Here is a 13,332-nt window from a genome sequence, read left to right on the forward strand (position 1 = left end):
CGTCCGATCACTCGCCGGGCTTCGACGACGCACCGGGGCGCGCGTCGGCGGGCCGGTCGTCGGTCTTGACCATCGAGGTCATCGCCGGGGCCTGATCGTGCGGGGCCTTTTCGTGCGGGGCCGGCCGTGGCGGCGGGCCCGACGGACGCGGCGGGGTCCCCGACGGGGGTATCGGCGCGGGCGGTACCGGGCGCGGACCCCCGGCCGGCCGCGGTACGGGTGGCCGGGGCCCGGGCGGCGGTCCCGGACGACCGGGCGGCGGTCCCAGCGGCGCACCCGGTGGTTTCAGTACACCGGGAGGCGGACCCACGGGTCCGCGCGGCGGGCCGACCGGGCCGGGCGGTGGCCCGGGGCGTCGCGGGGGCGCCGGGGGCGGGGTCGGCGGAAGGGTGGCGGCCTTGCGAACGGCCGGGCGGCCCGGCACGGGTGTGACGAGCGACGCGGCGCGGACGGCACGCTCACGCGCGACCGGCACGTCGTCGGCTGTCGCAGTGACCACGCCCATGCGCCGGCGGTGGAAGCTCTCGGGCTTGCCGAACAGTCGGATGTCGGTCTCGGGTACGGCAAGTGCGGCGGCGACGTTCTCGAAACCGATCGCCGGCTCGTCGAGTTGCCCGTAGATGACGGCCGAGGCACCCGGGGACGCGAGCGTGACGTCGACCGGGAGACCGAGGATCGCCCGCGCGTGCATCTCGAACTCCGACAACCGCTGGGTCGCCATCGTGACGAGACCGGTGTCGTGCGGGCGGGGACTGACCTCGGAGAAGTAGACGTCGTCTCCCTTGACGAACAGTTCGACGCCGAAAACGCCGCGCCCGGCCAGCTTTCCGTCACCGAGGGCGGTGGCGATGCGCGCCGCGATCGAGGTCGCCGAGGCGTGCGCGTCGGCGCTCATCTCATGGGGCTGCCAGCTCTCCACGTAGTCGCCGTTGATCTGCCGGTGGCCGATGGGCGCACAGAAGTGGGACGTGAGCCGGCCGGTGGCCGGATCGATCGCACGAACCGTGAGAAGGGTGATCTCGTAATCGAATTCGACGAAGCCCTCGACGATGACGCGACTGCCCTGCACCCGACCGCCGGTGTTCGCGGTCTCCCAGGCCGAGGCCAGCTCCTCGGGGCCCCGCGCAACGGACTGCCCCTTGCCCGACGACGACATGACCGGCTTGATCACACACGGGAACCCGACCTGACGCGCCGCGACAGTGAGGTCCTCGAGAGTGTCGGCGAAGAGATACGGCGACGTCGGCAGCCCGAGTTCCTCGTCGGCGAGACGCCGGATTCCCTCGCGGTTCATCGTGGCGACGACAGCGCTCGCGGTCGGGATGACCTCGGCGATACCGCGTTCGGCGACGTCGACGAGGGCCTCGGTGGCGATCGCCTCGATCTCGGGCACCACGTACGCGGGACGATGCTTGTCGATGACCGCGTGCAGGGCGGCGGGATCGGTCATGTCGATGACCTCGGCATGGTGTGCGACCTGGTGGCCGGGCGCGTCGGCGTAGCGATCGACGGCGACGACCTCGACGCCGAGGCGCTGGAACGCGATCACGACCTCTTTGCCGAGTTCACCTGCCCCGAGGACCATCACCTTGGTCGCGGTCGGACTCAGCGGCGTGCCGATGACGTCCGGCGGCCCGGTCGTCGGCGCCGGCTGGGCTGCGCTGGTCGCACTCTCGCTGTTCGACGTCATCCTCAAATCCTACTTGCCGCCAGCACAGATCCCGGCGCACTCCTCCACCTCGTCGAACACACCAAGGACCGTCGGGTGATCATCCCGTCACCTCGTGCACGAAGCACCACCGCCACACCTCGCCCGGCTCGGCCGAACGCATGACCGGGTGCCCGGTCTCGTGGAAGTGACCGGTCGCGTGTCGTCGCGGGCTCGAATCGCAACAACCGATGTGCCCGCACGTCAGGCACTTCCGCAGATGTGCCCAGTGGGTCTCGCCGATCGCGACACAGTCCTGGCAACTGCGGTCGTCGCCCGATGCCGGCGCCGGGTCGGCGGCCGGCGCGGCGTCGAACGACTCCAGTTCGACGCAGCGCGCCGTGCTCGAGGCGTCGGAACCGGACCCCGCCGGCCCGGACGCGGCCGCGGCCGATGACTTCCGCCGAAAGATCTTCATGCCCGACATTATCCATCGGGCCGGCGCGATTAGAGTCGCTCGAATGGGCGCATCGCTACTGCTGGTCGCGGTCATCGCCGTGGCGGTCGCCGCGTTGTGTCGTCGCTATGGCTGGTCCTCGCCGCTGGTGCTGGTCACCGTCGGTCTCGGGATCGCATGGATTCCCGAGTTGCCCTCGGTGGCCCTGGAACCCGAGCTCGTGCTCTTCCTCATCCTGCCGCCGCTGCTGTACTCGGCCGCGCAGGAGAGTTCATATCAGGCGTTCCGCGCCAACTGGCGTGCGATCGGATTCCTGGCGGTCGGCCTGCCGCTGGTGACGACCCTGGTGGTCGGATACGTCGCATACCTCGTCGTCCCCAATCTCCCGCTCGCCGCGGCACTGGTCCTCGGCGCGGTCGTCGCGCCGCCGGACGCGGTGTCGGCGCAGGCGATCGGCCGCCGGCTCGGTCTGCCGCGCCGGATGATGACGCTGCTCGGCGGCGAGAGCCTGCTCAACGACGCGACGGCCCTCACCGCGTTCCGGATCGCGCTCGCCGCGGCGGTGGGGGCCACCGCGACGGTCGGCGAAGGCGTCCTGACGTTCGCGGTGGCCGCCCTCGGCGGCCTGGTCGTGGGCCTCCTCGTCGGGGTGGTCGTGTCCTGGGTGCGTGTCTGGCTCACCGACCCGCCGATGGAGACAGCGATCGGCATCATCGTCCCGTTCGCCACGTACTACGCGGCCGAGGAACTGCACGGCTCGGGTGTCATCGCGGTGGTCACCGCCGGTCTCTACCTCGGCCACCGGTCGGTGCGGCTGGGCTATGCGACCCGTCTGCAGGACGAGGCGGTGCGCAAGTCGATCGACACCATCCTCGAGTCGTTCGTCTTCTTGCTCATCGGGCTCCAGCTGCCCATGCTCATCGAGGGTGTCGAGAACGAGTCGTGGACGCAGATCGCCATCGACGCCGCGGCGGTCCTGGCGGCGACGATCCTCGTGCGCATCGTCTGGGTCTACCCGGCGACCTATCTGTCCCGACTGCTATCGCGACGGATCCGCGACCGCGAGCCGCCGCCGAGTCCGGCGTCGGTGTTCGTCGTCTCCTGGGCCGGTATGCGTGGCGTGGTGTCACTGGCCGCCGCGTTCGCCATCCCCGTCTACACCGAGACGAACGAACCGTTCCCCGCCCGCGCCGAGATCCTGTTCCTGACCTTCGTGGTCGTGGTGGGGACGTTGCTGATCCAGGGCACCACCCTGCCCTGGGTCATCCGCTTCCTCGGGGTGAGCGGCGACGAGCGCGCCCAGGACCGGCTGGCGTATGCGGCCGCGCAGGACCGTGCGTCCCGGGAATCCGAACGGCGCCTCGACGATTACGCCACCGAACTGTCCGACGACGATCCGCGCCGGCTCCAGGTGGCGATGCTGCGCAAGTGGATCACCACGCAGCGCAATGTGGCCTGGGAGGAACTCGGCCGGGGTCCCGAGGATCTCGGCGAGAGTCCGACGTCCGCCGGGGCACGACTCCGGACGGAGATCCTGCAGATCCAGCGCGCGGTCTTCATCGCCGAACGCGATGCCGGACGCATCGACGACGAGGTCCTGCGAATCGCGTTGCGTCGTCTCGACTTCGCCGAGGGGCAGGGCGACCGGGATCCCTAGCTCCCTGAGGAGCCCGGAGCTTGCAGGCGACACCCCCTCGCTCCCTGAGGAGCCCGGAGCTTGCAGGCGACACCCCCCTCGCTCCCTGAGGAGCCCGGAGCTTGCGGGCGACACCCCCGTCGCTCCCTGAGGAGCCCGGAGCTTGCGGAGGGCGTCTCGAAGGGTCCCCCATCCGAACGAACCCGGGGAGTTCTGCCCATTCCCACTCGACAAGCCCTGTCCTACCTTCGCTCTCATGAACACGACCATCACCCGCCTGGCCACTGCCGGCGCTTCCCTCGTCCTCACCGCCGGCGCGCTCGCCGTCGGCACCTCGACCGCGGTCGCCGCGCCCTCGGCACCGTCCTGCGATCCCGGACAGCGGACCGTCACCTCCGTCGTCACCACCCGGTCGGCGGCGTCGATCTGTCAGTGGCGCGCCGACGGCACCCTCGAATACCGGGGTGTCGCGCGTTCGAGTGGCAACACCCTGTGCATCCCGGTGTCCGAGGTGCACGTGCAGGAGAACGGCAGCGGCCGTCACTACTACGTCGCCTACAACAACGGGTACAAGTACTCGGTCTTCGACGGACTGGGCCTCAGCATCGTCGGCCCGGACGGGCGGCTGATCAGCTCCGAAGACGCGATCGGCTGAGCGAGGCCCTCACTCGTCGTCGACGAATGCGGCGAACACGGTCGTCTCCTCGGTCCGGCCGCGCAGCGAGGTGGTCTCCTGTTCCTCCCACCGCTCGGCCTCGTCCCGCTGCGCGGCCTTGACCGCGCGTCCGGAGGCCAACGGCCGCCGCGGATCCCGTTTGGCCAGTTCCGACAGGCGGGCACTCTCGTTGACCGGGTCGCCGATGACGGTGTACTCGAATCTCTCGATGGCACCGACGTTCCCGGCGACCACGGCCCCGTGGCTGACCCCGATACCGGCCGACAGGTCGGGCACCTCCTCGGCCAGGCCGCGGGCGATGTCGCGCGCGGCGGCGAGCGCGCTGCCCGCGGCGTCGTCGAGATCGATGGGTGCGCCGAAGATGGCGAGCACCGCGTCGCCCTCGAATTTGTTCACCAGGCCGTCGTGTTCCTCGACCGCCCGCACGATGACCGCGAAGAACTTGTTGAGGATCTCGACCACCTCGGTAGGGCGTCGTTGCGCGGCAAGCGTCGTCGAACCGATGACGTCGACGAAGAGCGTGGCGGCGAGACGTTCGGTCCCGCCGAGTTCCGGGTTCGACGACATGGCCGCCTCGGCGACTTCGTGGCCCACGTGCCGTCCGAACAGGTCCCGTATCCGTTCTCGCTCACGGAGTCCCGCGACCATCGAGTTGAAACCCACCTGCAGGTCGCCGAGTTCGGTGCCGTCGTAGACGACGAGGTCGGCGTCGTCGAGGTCACCGTCGCTCACGCGGTTCATCCCGGCGCGCACGCTGCGGATGGGGCCGGTGACGCTCATGCTCGACAGCAGCGTCAGCAGCAGGCCGGTGAAGAGTGCGGTGACCCCGAGGACCGTGGCACCGACGAACAGGTCGAGCTTGGAGGTCTCGTCTCGCGCGAGCCCGAACGCCAGCACCAGCAGGATGCCGATGATCGGGGTCGCCGAACCCACCATCCACGAGACGACCGAGCGCGCCCGCACACCGGTACGTTTGCGCCGGCGGTGGCCGGCCGAGATCAGTTCCGCCGCAACGGGACGCAGGGTGAAGTCGATGAACAGATATGAGATCGCCACCACCACAACACCACTGAGGCTCACCACGAAGATGGTCTTGGGGATCAGCTGTGGGTCGACGATCCCGTACATGATCGTGAGCATGATGGCGGCGATGCCCCACAGGAATCCCTGCACCAGCGACAGTCGCCACGGCAGCCGCATGGTCCGCCGGGCGTCGCGTTTCGTCGGGGTGACATCGCGGATCGCCCACCGCAGATCACGGACGCCGACATAGGTGCCCCACCCGATCCCGACCACGAACGCCGCGGTGATGTAGACCGGCACGACGATGAAGTTGACCCACCACAACTCGGCGGTGAACACCGTCGGCTGCGGGATGCCGACCGCGGTGAGCGCGACCGCGATGATCGCCCCGAACAGGTTGGCCACCACGATGGATGCGGTCAGCAGGGTCTGGATACGGATCCGTTGTTTGACCGTGCTCTCGCCGACGGACCCGAGCAGGATGGATCCGTAGTCGCGACTCCCCCGCTTGGCACGCATGGGCACTAGCTAATCACGAGCCGACCGCGAATCCGCGACGAGCTCGCCGAGCGGAGCATCACCCCGCCCCAACCCTGCTCCCTAATCCGAAAAAGCGACCCCATTGCTCCCTGAGGTGTGAGGAGCGCAAGCAACTGCCCGCCGCCCCACTGGCCCCTGAGGTGCGAGGAGCGCAAGCGACGAGCCACGAAGGGCCTGGTGAGACACGTTGCGAGCCCTTCGTGGCTCGCTTCGCTCGCACCTCAGGGAGCATGAAATCAGACGCTCACGGGTGTTCTTTCGTAGACCTCGACGGCCGCCAAGCCGCCGAAACCCCAGGAGCGAAGGGTCAGACGATCTCGCGCCGCACGATCGTCTGGTCCCGTCCCGGACCGACACCCACGCACGAGATGTGCGCACCCGAGAGCTCCTCGAGCCGCAGGATGTAGTTCTGCGCGTTCTGGGGCAGTTCGTCGAAGGTCTTGCACTGGGAGATGTCCTCCCACCAGCCGGGCATCTCCTCGTAGATCGGCTTCGCGTGGTGGAAGCCGGTCTGGGTCATCGGCATCTCCTCGACGCGCTCACCGTCGACCTCGTAGGCCACGCAGATCGGCACGGTGTCGAGGCTGGAGAGGACGTCGAGCTTGGTGAGGAAGTAGTCGGTGATGCCGTTGACGCGGGTCGCGTAGCGGGCGATCACGGCGTCGAACCAGCCGCAGCGGCGGGCGCGACCGGTGGTGACACCCACCTCGCCGCCGGTCTTGGCGAGGTAGGCACCCCACTCGTCGAAGAGTTCGGTGGGGAACGGCCCGGAGCCCACGCGCGTGGTGTAGGCCTTCAGGATCCCCAGGACGGTGGTGATCTTGTTGGGTCCGATGCCGGCGCCGACCGCGGCGCCGCCGGCGGTCGGATTCGACGACGTCACATACGGATAGGTGCCGTGGTCGACATCGAGCAGGGTGCCCTGGGAGCCCTCGAGCAGCACCGTCTCGCCGTTCTCCAGGGCCTGGTTGAGCAGCAGCCGGGTGTCGGCGATGCGGTGCTTGAATCCTTCGGCCTGCCCGAGGACCTCGTCGACGACCTGCGCCGGGTCGAGGGCCTTGCGGTTGTAGATCTTGACCAGGATCTGGTTCTTCAGCTCGAGCGCCGCCTCGACCTTCTGGGTGAGGATCTTCTCGTCGAGGACGTCGGCGACGCGCACGCCGACGCGGGCGATCTTGTCCTGGTAGCAAGGACCGATGCCGCGGCCCGTGGTCCCGATCTTCTTGTTGCCCAGGAAACGCTCGGTGACCTTGTCGATCGCGACGTGGTACGGCATGAGCAGATGCGCGTCGGCGGAGATCAGCAGGCCGGAGGTGTCGACGTCGCGGTCCTCGAGGCCACCGAGCTCGGTGAGCAGCACGCCGGGGTCGACGACCACGCCGTTGCCGATGACGTTCTGCACGCCGGGCGTCAGGATGCCGGACGGGATGAGGTGCAGCGCGAAGGATTCCCCGGTGGGGAGTACGACGGTGTGCCCGGCGTTGTTGCCACCCTGGTAGCGGACAACCCAGTTGATCCGGCCTCCGAGGAGGTCGGTCGCTTTGCCTTTGCCCTCGTCACCCCACTGGGCTCCGATAAGCACGATCGCGGCCATGTCCGGTACTCCTTTGTGTGGCGCGCTTGGGACCAAACCTGACCAACACTACTGGGTCGGCGCGCTCGATACGCTATCCGCGTGCCGTTTGCCCTTCTGAGCCAGACCAGCCGCGCCGACGACAAGAAGGCCGTCCGCGCCGCGGTCGCCGACGCCCTCACCGATCCCGACGTCACCCGACTCGTCGTCGAGCCGCGCGTCGCGGAGCGCTTCGCACCGACCGTGGCGCACGAGAACGACATCTTCCTGTCCCAGGTGCTGGCCGCACTGATGGTCACCGAACGACTCGACGTCGAGATCGCATACGTCTCCGCCGAGGCCACGCCCGCGACGCGTCGCTACCGGTTGCCGCACGGGCCGGCGGCCCGCGAGCTCGCCGAGCACGGCACCGCGGTCGCGGTGCCGCTCGTCCGCGACGACGCCGCGACCGTCATCGTCGGCAGCGCGCGTCACCTGGGCGCCGAGGGCGCGAAGCTGCACGGTGAGACCTACGTCGACAACGAGCGCCTCTTCGACGGCGAGGTGCGTTCGATCCTCATCGAACCGACCCTGACCGCACCCGGCCTCCGCGCGCAGGTGGAGCGGATGTTGTTGCCGGGCAAGTGGTTCACCGGGCGCGCGTGTCAGACGGGCGGGACCAACGTCGTCGTCGAGCGCGAGGGCGTCGTGAACCCGCGCGTGCTCAAGCGCTCGACGTTCTACCGCCACGTCACCGATCTCCTGCTGGTGCGCCCCTGATCCGGGACTCAGGCGACCGGCCGCGCCTGGGGGCCCGTCGTGAGGTGGAGATCGTCGCGCCGGATGAGCGTCGTGGCCACGACGCTGATGATCGCGGTCAGCACGAGGTAACCGGCGGCGAGCCACGGTGACCCGCCGGCCGCCCCGATCAGCGCGGTGAGGATCAGCGGCGTCAGACCCGAGGCGTAGATGCCGGAGAACTGGTAGACGACCGACAGTCCGGTGTAGCGCACCGGGGTCGGGTACAGGCTCGCGAACAGGGTGCCCTGCGCGCCGTAGAAGAGTGCGTGGATCACCCCGAAGACGATCACCAGTCCCACGGTGAACCACAGCAGGTTCGAGGTCCCGAACAGCGCGAACACCGGGTAGACCGCGACGCCGTAGGCGGTGATCCCGATCAGGTAGATCGTTTTGGCGCCGTACCTGTCGGTGAGCAGTCCGGAGAACGGGAGCAGGGCCGCCATCACGAGCGAGGCGATGGTCACGGCCACCAGGACCGGGACCTTCTCCATGTCGAGTTCGCTGGTCGCGTAGGCGATCGCGAAGACGCCCCAGGTGTTGAAGGCCGATCCCTCTCCCCATCGGGCGAGGAGGCCGAGAACGGTGTTGCGCGTGTTCGGCGGGACCACGACGTCGCGCAGTGGTGCCGTGGACTTCTTGGCGAGCTCGGCCACTTCGGCGAACGCCGGCGTCTCGTCGACCTTCAACCGCACGACGAACCCGATGACCACCAGGACGATGCTCACCAGGAACGCGATGCGCCAGCCGTAGGTCAGGAACGCCTGCTCGTCGAGGGCCACCTGCAGCAGCGCGAACACTCCGGTGCCCAAGGCGAGTCCGAGGGCCAGGCCCATCTGCGGGATGCTCCCGAACAGACCGCGCTTGCCGTCTGGGCTGTGCTCGACCGACAGCAGCACCGCACCTGCCCACTCCCCGCCCAGCGCGAAACCCTGCACGATGCGCAGGAGGAGCAGGAGGATCGGGGCGAGCACACCGACCGTCTCGGCGGTGGGCAGCACACCCATCAGGGCGGTCGCGACGCCCATCATCACCATGGTGATCGCGAGCGTGCGCTTGCGGCCGATGCGATCGCCGATGTGCCCGAAGACGACTCCGCCGATCGGGCGCACGACGAAGCCCACCGCGAACGTCGCGAAGGACAGCAGGGTGCCGACGAACGAGCTCTGGTCGGGGAAGAACAACTGGTTGAACACGAGGCTCGCCGCGGTCGCGTAGAGGAAGAAGTCGTACCACTCGACGGTGGTGCCGAGAAGGCTTGCGGCGACGACGGTCCGGAGCCGTTTGCGACGTTCGACGTCGGTCTCGCCGGCGAGCACGGGTGGAAGCGTGGAGGTAGCCATGACCGACACACGGTAACGACGCGGCCACCCGATCCGACGACTACGAATCAGCGTGAACGAAAAGTTGCGGTCGGTGTCCGCACCTCGCCGTCGCCACGGGAGGGGCGGTCGGACCTCAGCGGCCCGCGGCGAAGTAGTCGTCGAGTGTCACCATGCGCAGCTTGCGATTTCGGATGATCTCGACGAGTTTTGGATACACCTTGGTCACCGGTTCGTGATTGGCGTGGCCGATGAAGATGCTCTGCGGACGGAAGTACTTGCGCGCGCAACGGATGAGGTACTTCTCGGTGATCAGGCCGGAGTCGGACAACGAGCCGTACCAGAGGGTCGGCACCGTGTAACCGAGGTCGGCGGCCACCGCGTCGACGCCAGCGTCGTGGTACCCGAACGGCGGGCGATAGTACGGCGTCCCGTCGACACCGAACTGGTTGCGGAGGAACCGTTTGGTCCGCCGCAGTTCGTCGGCCACCGCGCGCGAGGACAGCTCGGTGAGCGCGGGATGACTCCACGTGTGGTTGCCCAGCTGGATCTGGCCGGACTCGACGAGCGGCCGCAGGGTGCTGCGGTGGTCGGTCCAGCCGTCGAATGAAACGGTGACGAAGAAGGTGAACCGGGCACCGGTGTCCCGGGCGAACTTCACATAGGCGCCGATCACCTCCGAGCTCGCGCCGTCGTCGACCGTGAGCGCGAGACACCGGCCGGGACCGGGCAGTGCGGTGATGGCCCCGTCGGGCAGCGGTCGGCGGGTTCCGACCGCCGGCGGCAACAGTCCCGACGACGGGACGGGCGTCGTGCTGGTCGTCCGCGGCGGCGTGGACGGCCCATCGGCCGGGTCGATTTCGGCCGCCGGGACCGGCGTCGCGCAGCCCACGAGGGCGCTCGAGGTCAGAGCCCCCACGGTGCCGGCGGCGAGCACCGCGAGAAAATCGCGTCGTTCCATTCGCCGAAATGTAGGGCATAACCGACATTCACGGCGCCACGACGCACGGTCACCAGGTCATCTCGTCACGACAACGTCGCTGGTGGTCGTCGGGGTCGATCTGCACCGTCGCATGTTCGAGGCCGTGACGGGCCAGGACGGCCTGCGCGGCCGGCAACACCTCACCGTTGGGCCGACTGCTGCCGAGATGCACGGTGGCGACGTCCATCCCGGTCGTCAGCGTCCAGACATGAAGGTCGTGCACGTCGTCGACGACGGGGATGTCGGCCAGATCGGCCCGCAGGGCCTCGACGTCGATGTGGGCCGGCGCCTGCTGGTTGAGGATGCGCAGCGCATCGAGCGCGAGTCGCACCGCCCGCGGGACCACCCACAGCGCGATCAGCACCGCGACGACGATGTCGGCGTAACCCCATCCGGTCGTCATCGCGACGACGCCGGCGATCAGCACGCCGACGCTGCCCACGGCGTCGGCCAACACCTCCAGGTAGGCGCCGCGAACCGCGATCGACTCCTTGGCGTCCGCCCGCAACAGCAGCATGACCCCGAGATTCACCAGCAGGCCGATCAAGGCCACCACGATCAAAGTGAGGCCCGGGACCTGCGGGTCGCTACCGATACGCTCAACCGCCTCGTACAACACGAAGACCGCGACGCCCATCAGCAGGACGGCGTTGGCGACGGCGGTGAACACCTCGGCGCGATGCCATCCGAAACTTCGGGTGTCGGTGATCCGCCCGTGCCGGCCGAGCAACAGCGCGATCAGACCCATGACGAGTGCGACGACATCGGTCAGCATGTGCCCGGCGTCGGCGATCAGCGCGAGCGAGTTCACCACAATGCCGGTCACGAGCTCGACGACGAAGTAGCCGCCGATCAGCCCGACCGCCAGCACCATCGGCCAGAGCCGACGCTGTCCCGCAGCCGCGGCGGGAGCGTGCGAGTGCGAATGTGAGTGCCCCATGATGCCGGTCAATATATGCAGAACTTCGCATATGTGGCAACAGCCGGGTCAGCTCCGCAGGGTCGCCAGCGCGGAGGATCGGCGGAGCCCCGCGGTCATCAGCAGGTCGACGAGCAACGACCGGATCTCGGCCAGCAGGGCGGCCTCCGACAGTTCGCTGTTGGTCACCAGATCGGCACGCGCCTTGCGCACGATGCTGCGGATCACCCGCGCGGCATCGGCCTGATCGGGTTCCTCCCCGGGGTCGGCCATCATCATCGCGCGTAACACCTCGAACGCCCCGGCGAGATCGTCGATGATCTCGATCAGCTCCGGCTGCACCGCGACACCCCGCTGGGTGAGGCCGAGGGAACGCCGGGCGATGATCCGGAAGTTGCGGACCGCGTTGTCGATGGGGTCGGCCGTTGCCGAGATCCGGTCCAGCCGCATCCTCGATCCCCAGTACAGGGGCGAGATGCGGGTGACCTCGCGGCCGCCGGTCATGTCCGATCGCATCTTGTTGATCTCGGCCTGCGTCCCGCGACCGGATTCCAGGGCGGCCGCGATGAGCTCCTCGTCGCGTTCGCGGAGTCCGGTGGCCAGCTGGCGTGCCGCGTCACGAACGGTCGCCAGGACGCCCGCCGCGTCGCGTCGCGCCCGGCTGGCCGGGTTCACCGGCAGCAACGCACCCACGAGAATGCCCACCAGCCCGCCGATGAGGGCGTCGATCGCGCGATGGAAACCCGCCACCCCACCGGGCGGGAGGAGCGTCGCGACCAGCGCGGCCGACGAGGCGGCCTGCATGGGGACGAGCGGTCCGTCGTCGAGGAAGACCGCCACCGTCATCGCCAGTGCGACGACGACCATGATCTGCCAGGCGCCTTCGCCGACGAGACTGATGAAGAGGTCGCCGACGAGGATGCCGATCGCGACGCCGCCCACGAGTTCGGCGGCCCGGCGCCAGCGCTGTCCCAGAGAGAGGCCGAGCGAGATCACCGCGGCGATCGGCGCGAAGAACGGATCGGGATGATCGAAGATCTCCACCGCGATCCACCACGACGCCCCCGCCGCCAGCGCGCACTGGACGATCGGGACCAGCGACACGCGCAGCCGGCGCAGGCGGCTCTTCAGAGGCGCGGGCATCGCGTTGAACACCCGGCGCGGGTACGACGGGTTCGCGGCACTCGGAGCCATCAGGCGGACGTCATCCGCAGGTGACCGATCGACTCGGTGCGATCACACGAGGCCGAGTTCGGCGGCCGCGCGCGGGTCGCTGTCGTTGAGCAGGTCGAGGCAGCGCAGGTGCTCGTCCTCCTCGCCGATCAATTCGGCGGCCCGGGCCAGTGCCCCGACGCAGCGGAGGAAGCCGCGGTTGGGTTCGTGACTCCACGGCACCGGCCCGAAACCCTTCCAACCGTGGCGTCGGAGCTGGTCGAGGCCGCGGTGGTAACCGGTCCGGGCGTAGGCATAGGCCGCGATGACCGCGGCGGTGTCGATGTCGTCGCCGGCGGAGGCCGTCTTCGACGACTCGAGAGCCGCCTCGGCCAGGTAGGCCCAGGCGATCGAGGCGGTCGGGTGTGCGGCTGCGACCGCGGCCGGCGCGGCGCCGTTGAGCAGGTCCGATTCGGCGTCGTCGTCCCCGGTGAGCAGAACGGGTTGCGGGCCGAGTAGATCTCCGAAAGACGTCATGTCCTCTATTCAAGCACCGCCTGCGGACTCCGACGCCGTTCGCTCGCGGCGGCCGGCGCCCATTCGATCAAATGCCCTAGTGCTGGACCG

The 13,332-nt window shown here is 69.0% G+C and carries 12 protein-coding genes; 3 read left to right on the plus strand and 9 right to left on the minus strand.

What is annotated here, in order from left to right; genetic code table 11:
* Nucleotides 1-7 precede the first annotated feature (7 nt).
* Nucleotides 8-1,690, minus strand: coding sequence for a formate-dependent phosphoribosylglycinamide formyltransferase (gene purT / locus MVF96_RS19755; protein ID WP_165629639.1), 1,683 nt, complete (start codon nucleotides 1,688-1,690; stop codon nucleotides 8-10).
* A 79-nt stretch (nucleotides 1,691-1,769) separates the two neighbouring features.
* The gene (locus MVF96_RS19760) at nucleotides 1,770-2,126 is read right to left on the minus strand and encodes a UBP-type zinc finger domain-containing protein (protein WP_068971293.1); all 357 of its coding nucleotides are present in this window, start codon (nucleotides 2,124-2,126) and stop codon (nucleotides 1,770-1,772) included.
* Between the two features lie 43 nt (nucleotides 2,127-2,169).
* On the opposite strand from MVF96_RS19760, the gene MVF96_RS19765 reads away from it, so the two are divergent.
* Both MVF96_RS19765 and MVF96_RS19770 read left to right on the plus strand, forming a co-directional pair.
* Complete coding sequence (locus MVF96_RS19765) at nucleotides 2,170-3,762, plus strand: Na+/H+ antiporter (RefSeq protein WP_247450142.1); 1,593 nt, start codon at nucleotides 2,170-2,172, stop codon at nucleotides 3,760-3,762.
* A 235-nt stretch (nucleotides 3,763-3,997) separates the two neighbouring features.
* Nucleotides 3,998-4,396, plus strand: coding sequence for a hypothetical protein (locus MVF96_RS19770; RefSeq protein ID WP_065629576.1), 399 nt, complete (start codon nucleotides 3,998-4,000; stop codon nucleotides 4,394-4,396).
* A gap of 9 nt (nucleotides 4,397-4,405) precedes the next feature.
* Here the strand turns inward: MVF96_RS19770 and MVF96_RS19775 are convergent, their stop codons facing one another.
* Together MVF96_RS19775 and MVF96_RS19780 are read right to left on the minus strand one after the other, a co-directional pair.
* On the minus strand, nucleotides 4,406-5,959 hold the full coding sequence (locus tag MVF96_RS19775) for an adenylate/guanylate cyclase domain-containing protein (protein ID WP_247450143.1): 1,554 nt from the start codon (nucleotides 5,957-5,959) through the stop codon (nucleotides 4,406-4,408).
* 328 nt (nucleotides 5,960-6,287) lie between these two features.
* On the minus strand, nucleotides 6,288-7,574 hold the full coding sequence (locus MVF96_RS19780; RefSeq protein WP_065629574.1) for an adenylosuccinate synthase: 1,287 nt from the start codon (nucleotides 7,572-7,574) through the stop codon (nucleotides 6,288-6,290).
* 81 nt (nucleotides 7,575-7,655) lie between these two features.
* On the opposite strand from MVF96_RS19780, the gene MVF96_RS19785 reads away from it, so the two are divergent.
* Nucleotides 7,656-8,312, plus strand: coding sequence for a hypothetical protein (locus MVF96_RS19785; RefSeq protein ID WP_068971378.1), 657 nt, complete (start codon nucleotides 7,656-7,658; stop codon nucleotides 8,310-8,312).
* Between the two features lie 8 nt (nucleotides 8,313-8,320).
* Here the strand turns inward: MVF96_RS19785 and MVF96_RS19790 are convergent, their stop codons facing one another.
* From MVF96_RS19790 to MVF96_RS19810, 5 genes are all read right to left on the minus strand, one after another.
* Nucleotides 8,321-9,673, minus strand: coding sequence for an MFS transporter (locus tag MVF96_RS19790; RefSeq protein WP_211539626.1), 1,353 nt, complete (start codon nucleotides 9,671-9,673; stop codon nucleotides 8,321-8,323).
* A 115-nt stretch (nucleotides 9,674-9,788) separates the two neighbouring features.
* Nucleotides 9,789-10,613, minus strand: a complete 825-nt coding sequence (locus tag MVF96_RS19795; RefSeq protein WP_247450144.1) for a polysaccharide deacetylase family protein — start codon at nucleotides 10,611-10,613, stop codon at nucleotides 9,789-9,791.
* Between the two features lie 49 nt (nucleotides 10,614-10,662).
* Nucleotides 10,663-11,574, minus strand: a complete 912-nt coding sequence (locus MVF96_RS19800; RefSeq protein WP_068971380.1) for a cation diffusion facilitator family transporter — start codon at nucleotides 11,572-11,574, stop codon at nucleotides 10,663-10,665.
* Nucleotides 11,575-11,622: 48 nt separating this feature from the next.
* Nucleotides 11,623-12,747, minus strand: coding sequence for an FUSC family protein (locus MVF96_RS19805; protein ID WP_068971381.1), 1,125 nt, complete (start codon nucleotides 12,745-12,747; stop codon nucleotides 11,623-11,625).
* Nucleotides 12,748-12,789: 42 nt separating this feature from the next.
* A complete protein-coding gene (locus MVF96_RS19810) occupies nucleotides 12,790-13,242 on the minus strand; it encodes a DUF3151 domain-containing protein (protein WP_065629570.1) in 453 nt (150 codons plus the stop codon).
* Nucleotides 13,243-13,332 lie beyond the last annotated feature (90 nt).

This window comes from Gordonia hongkongensis, from assembly GCF_023078355.1.
In the GTDB taxonomy this organism is placed as follows: Bacteria; Actinomycetota; Actinomycetes; order Mycobacteriales; family Mycobacteriaceae; genus Gordonia; species Gordonia hongkongensis.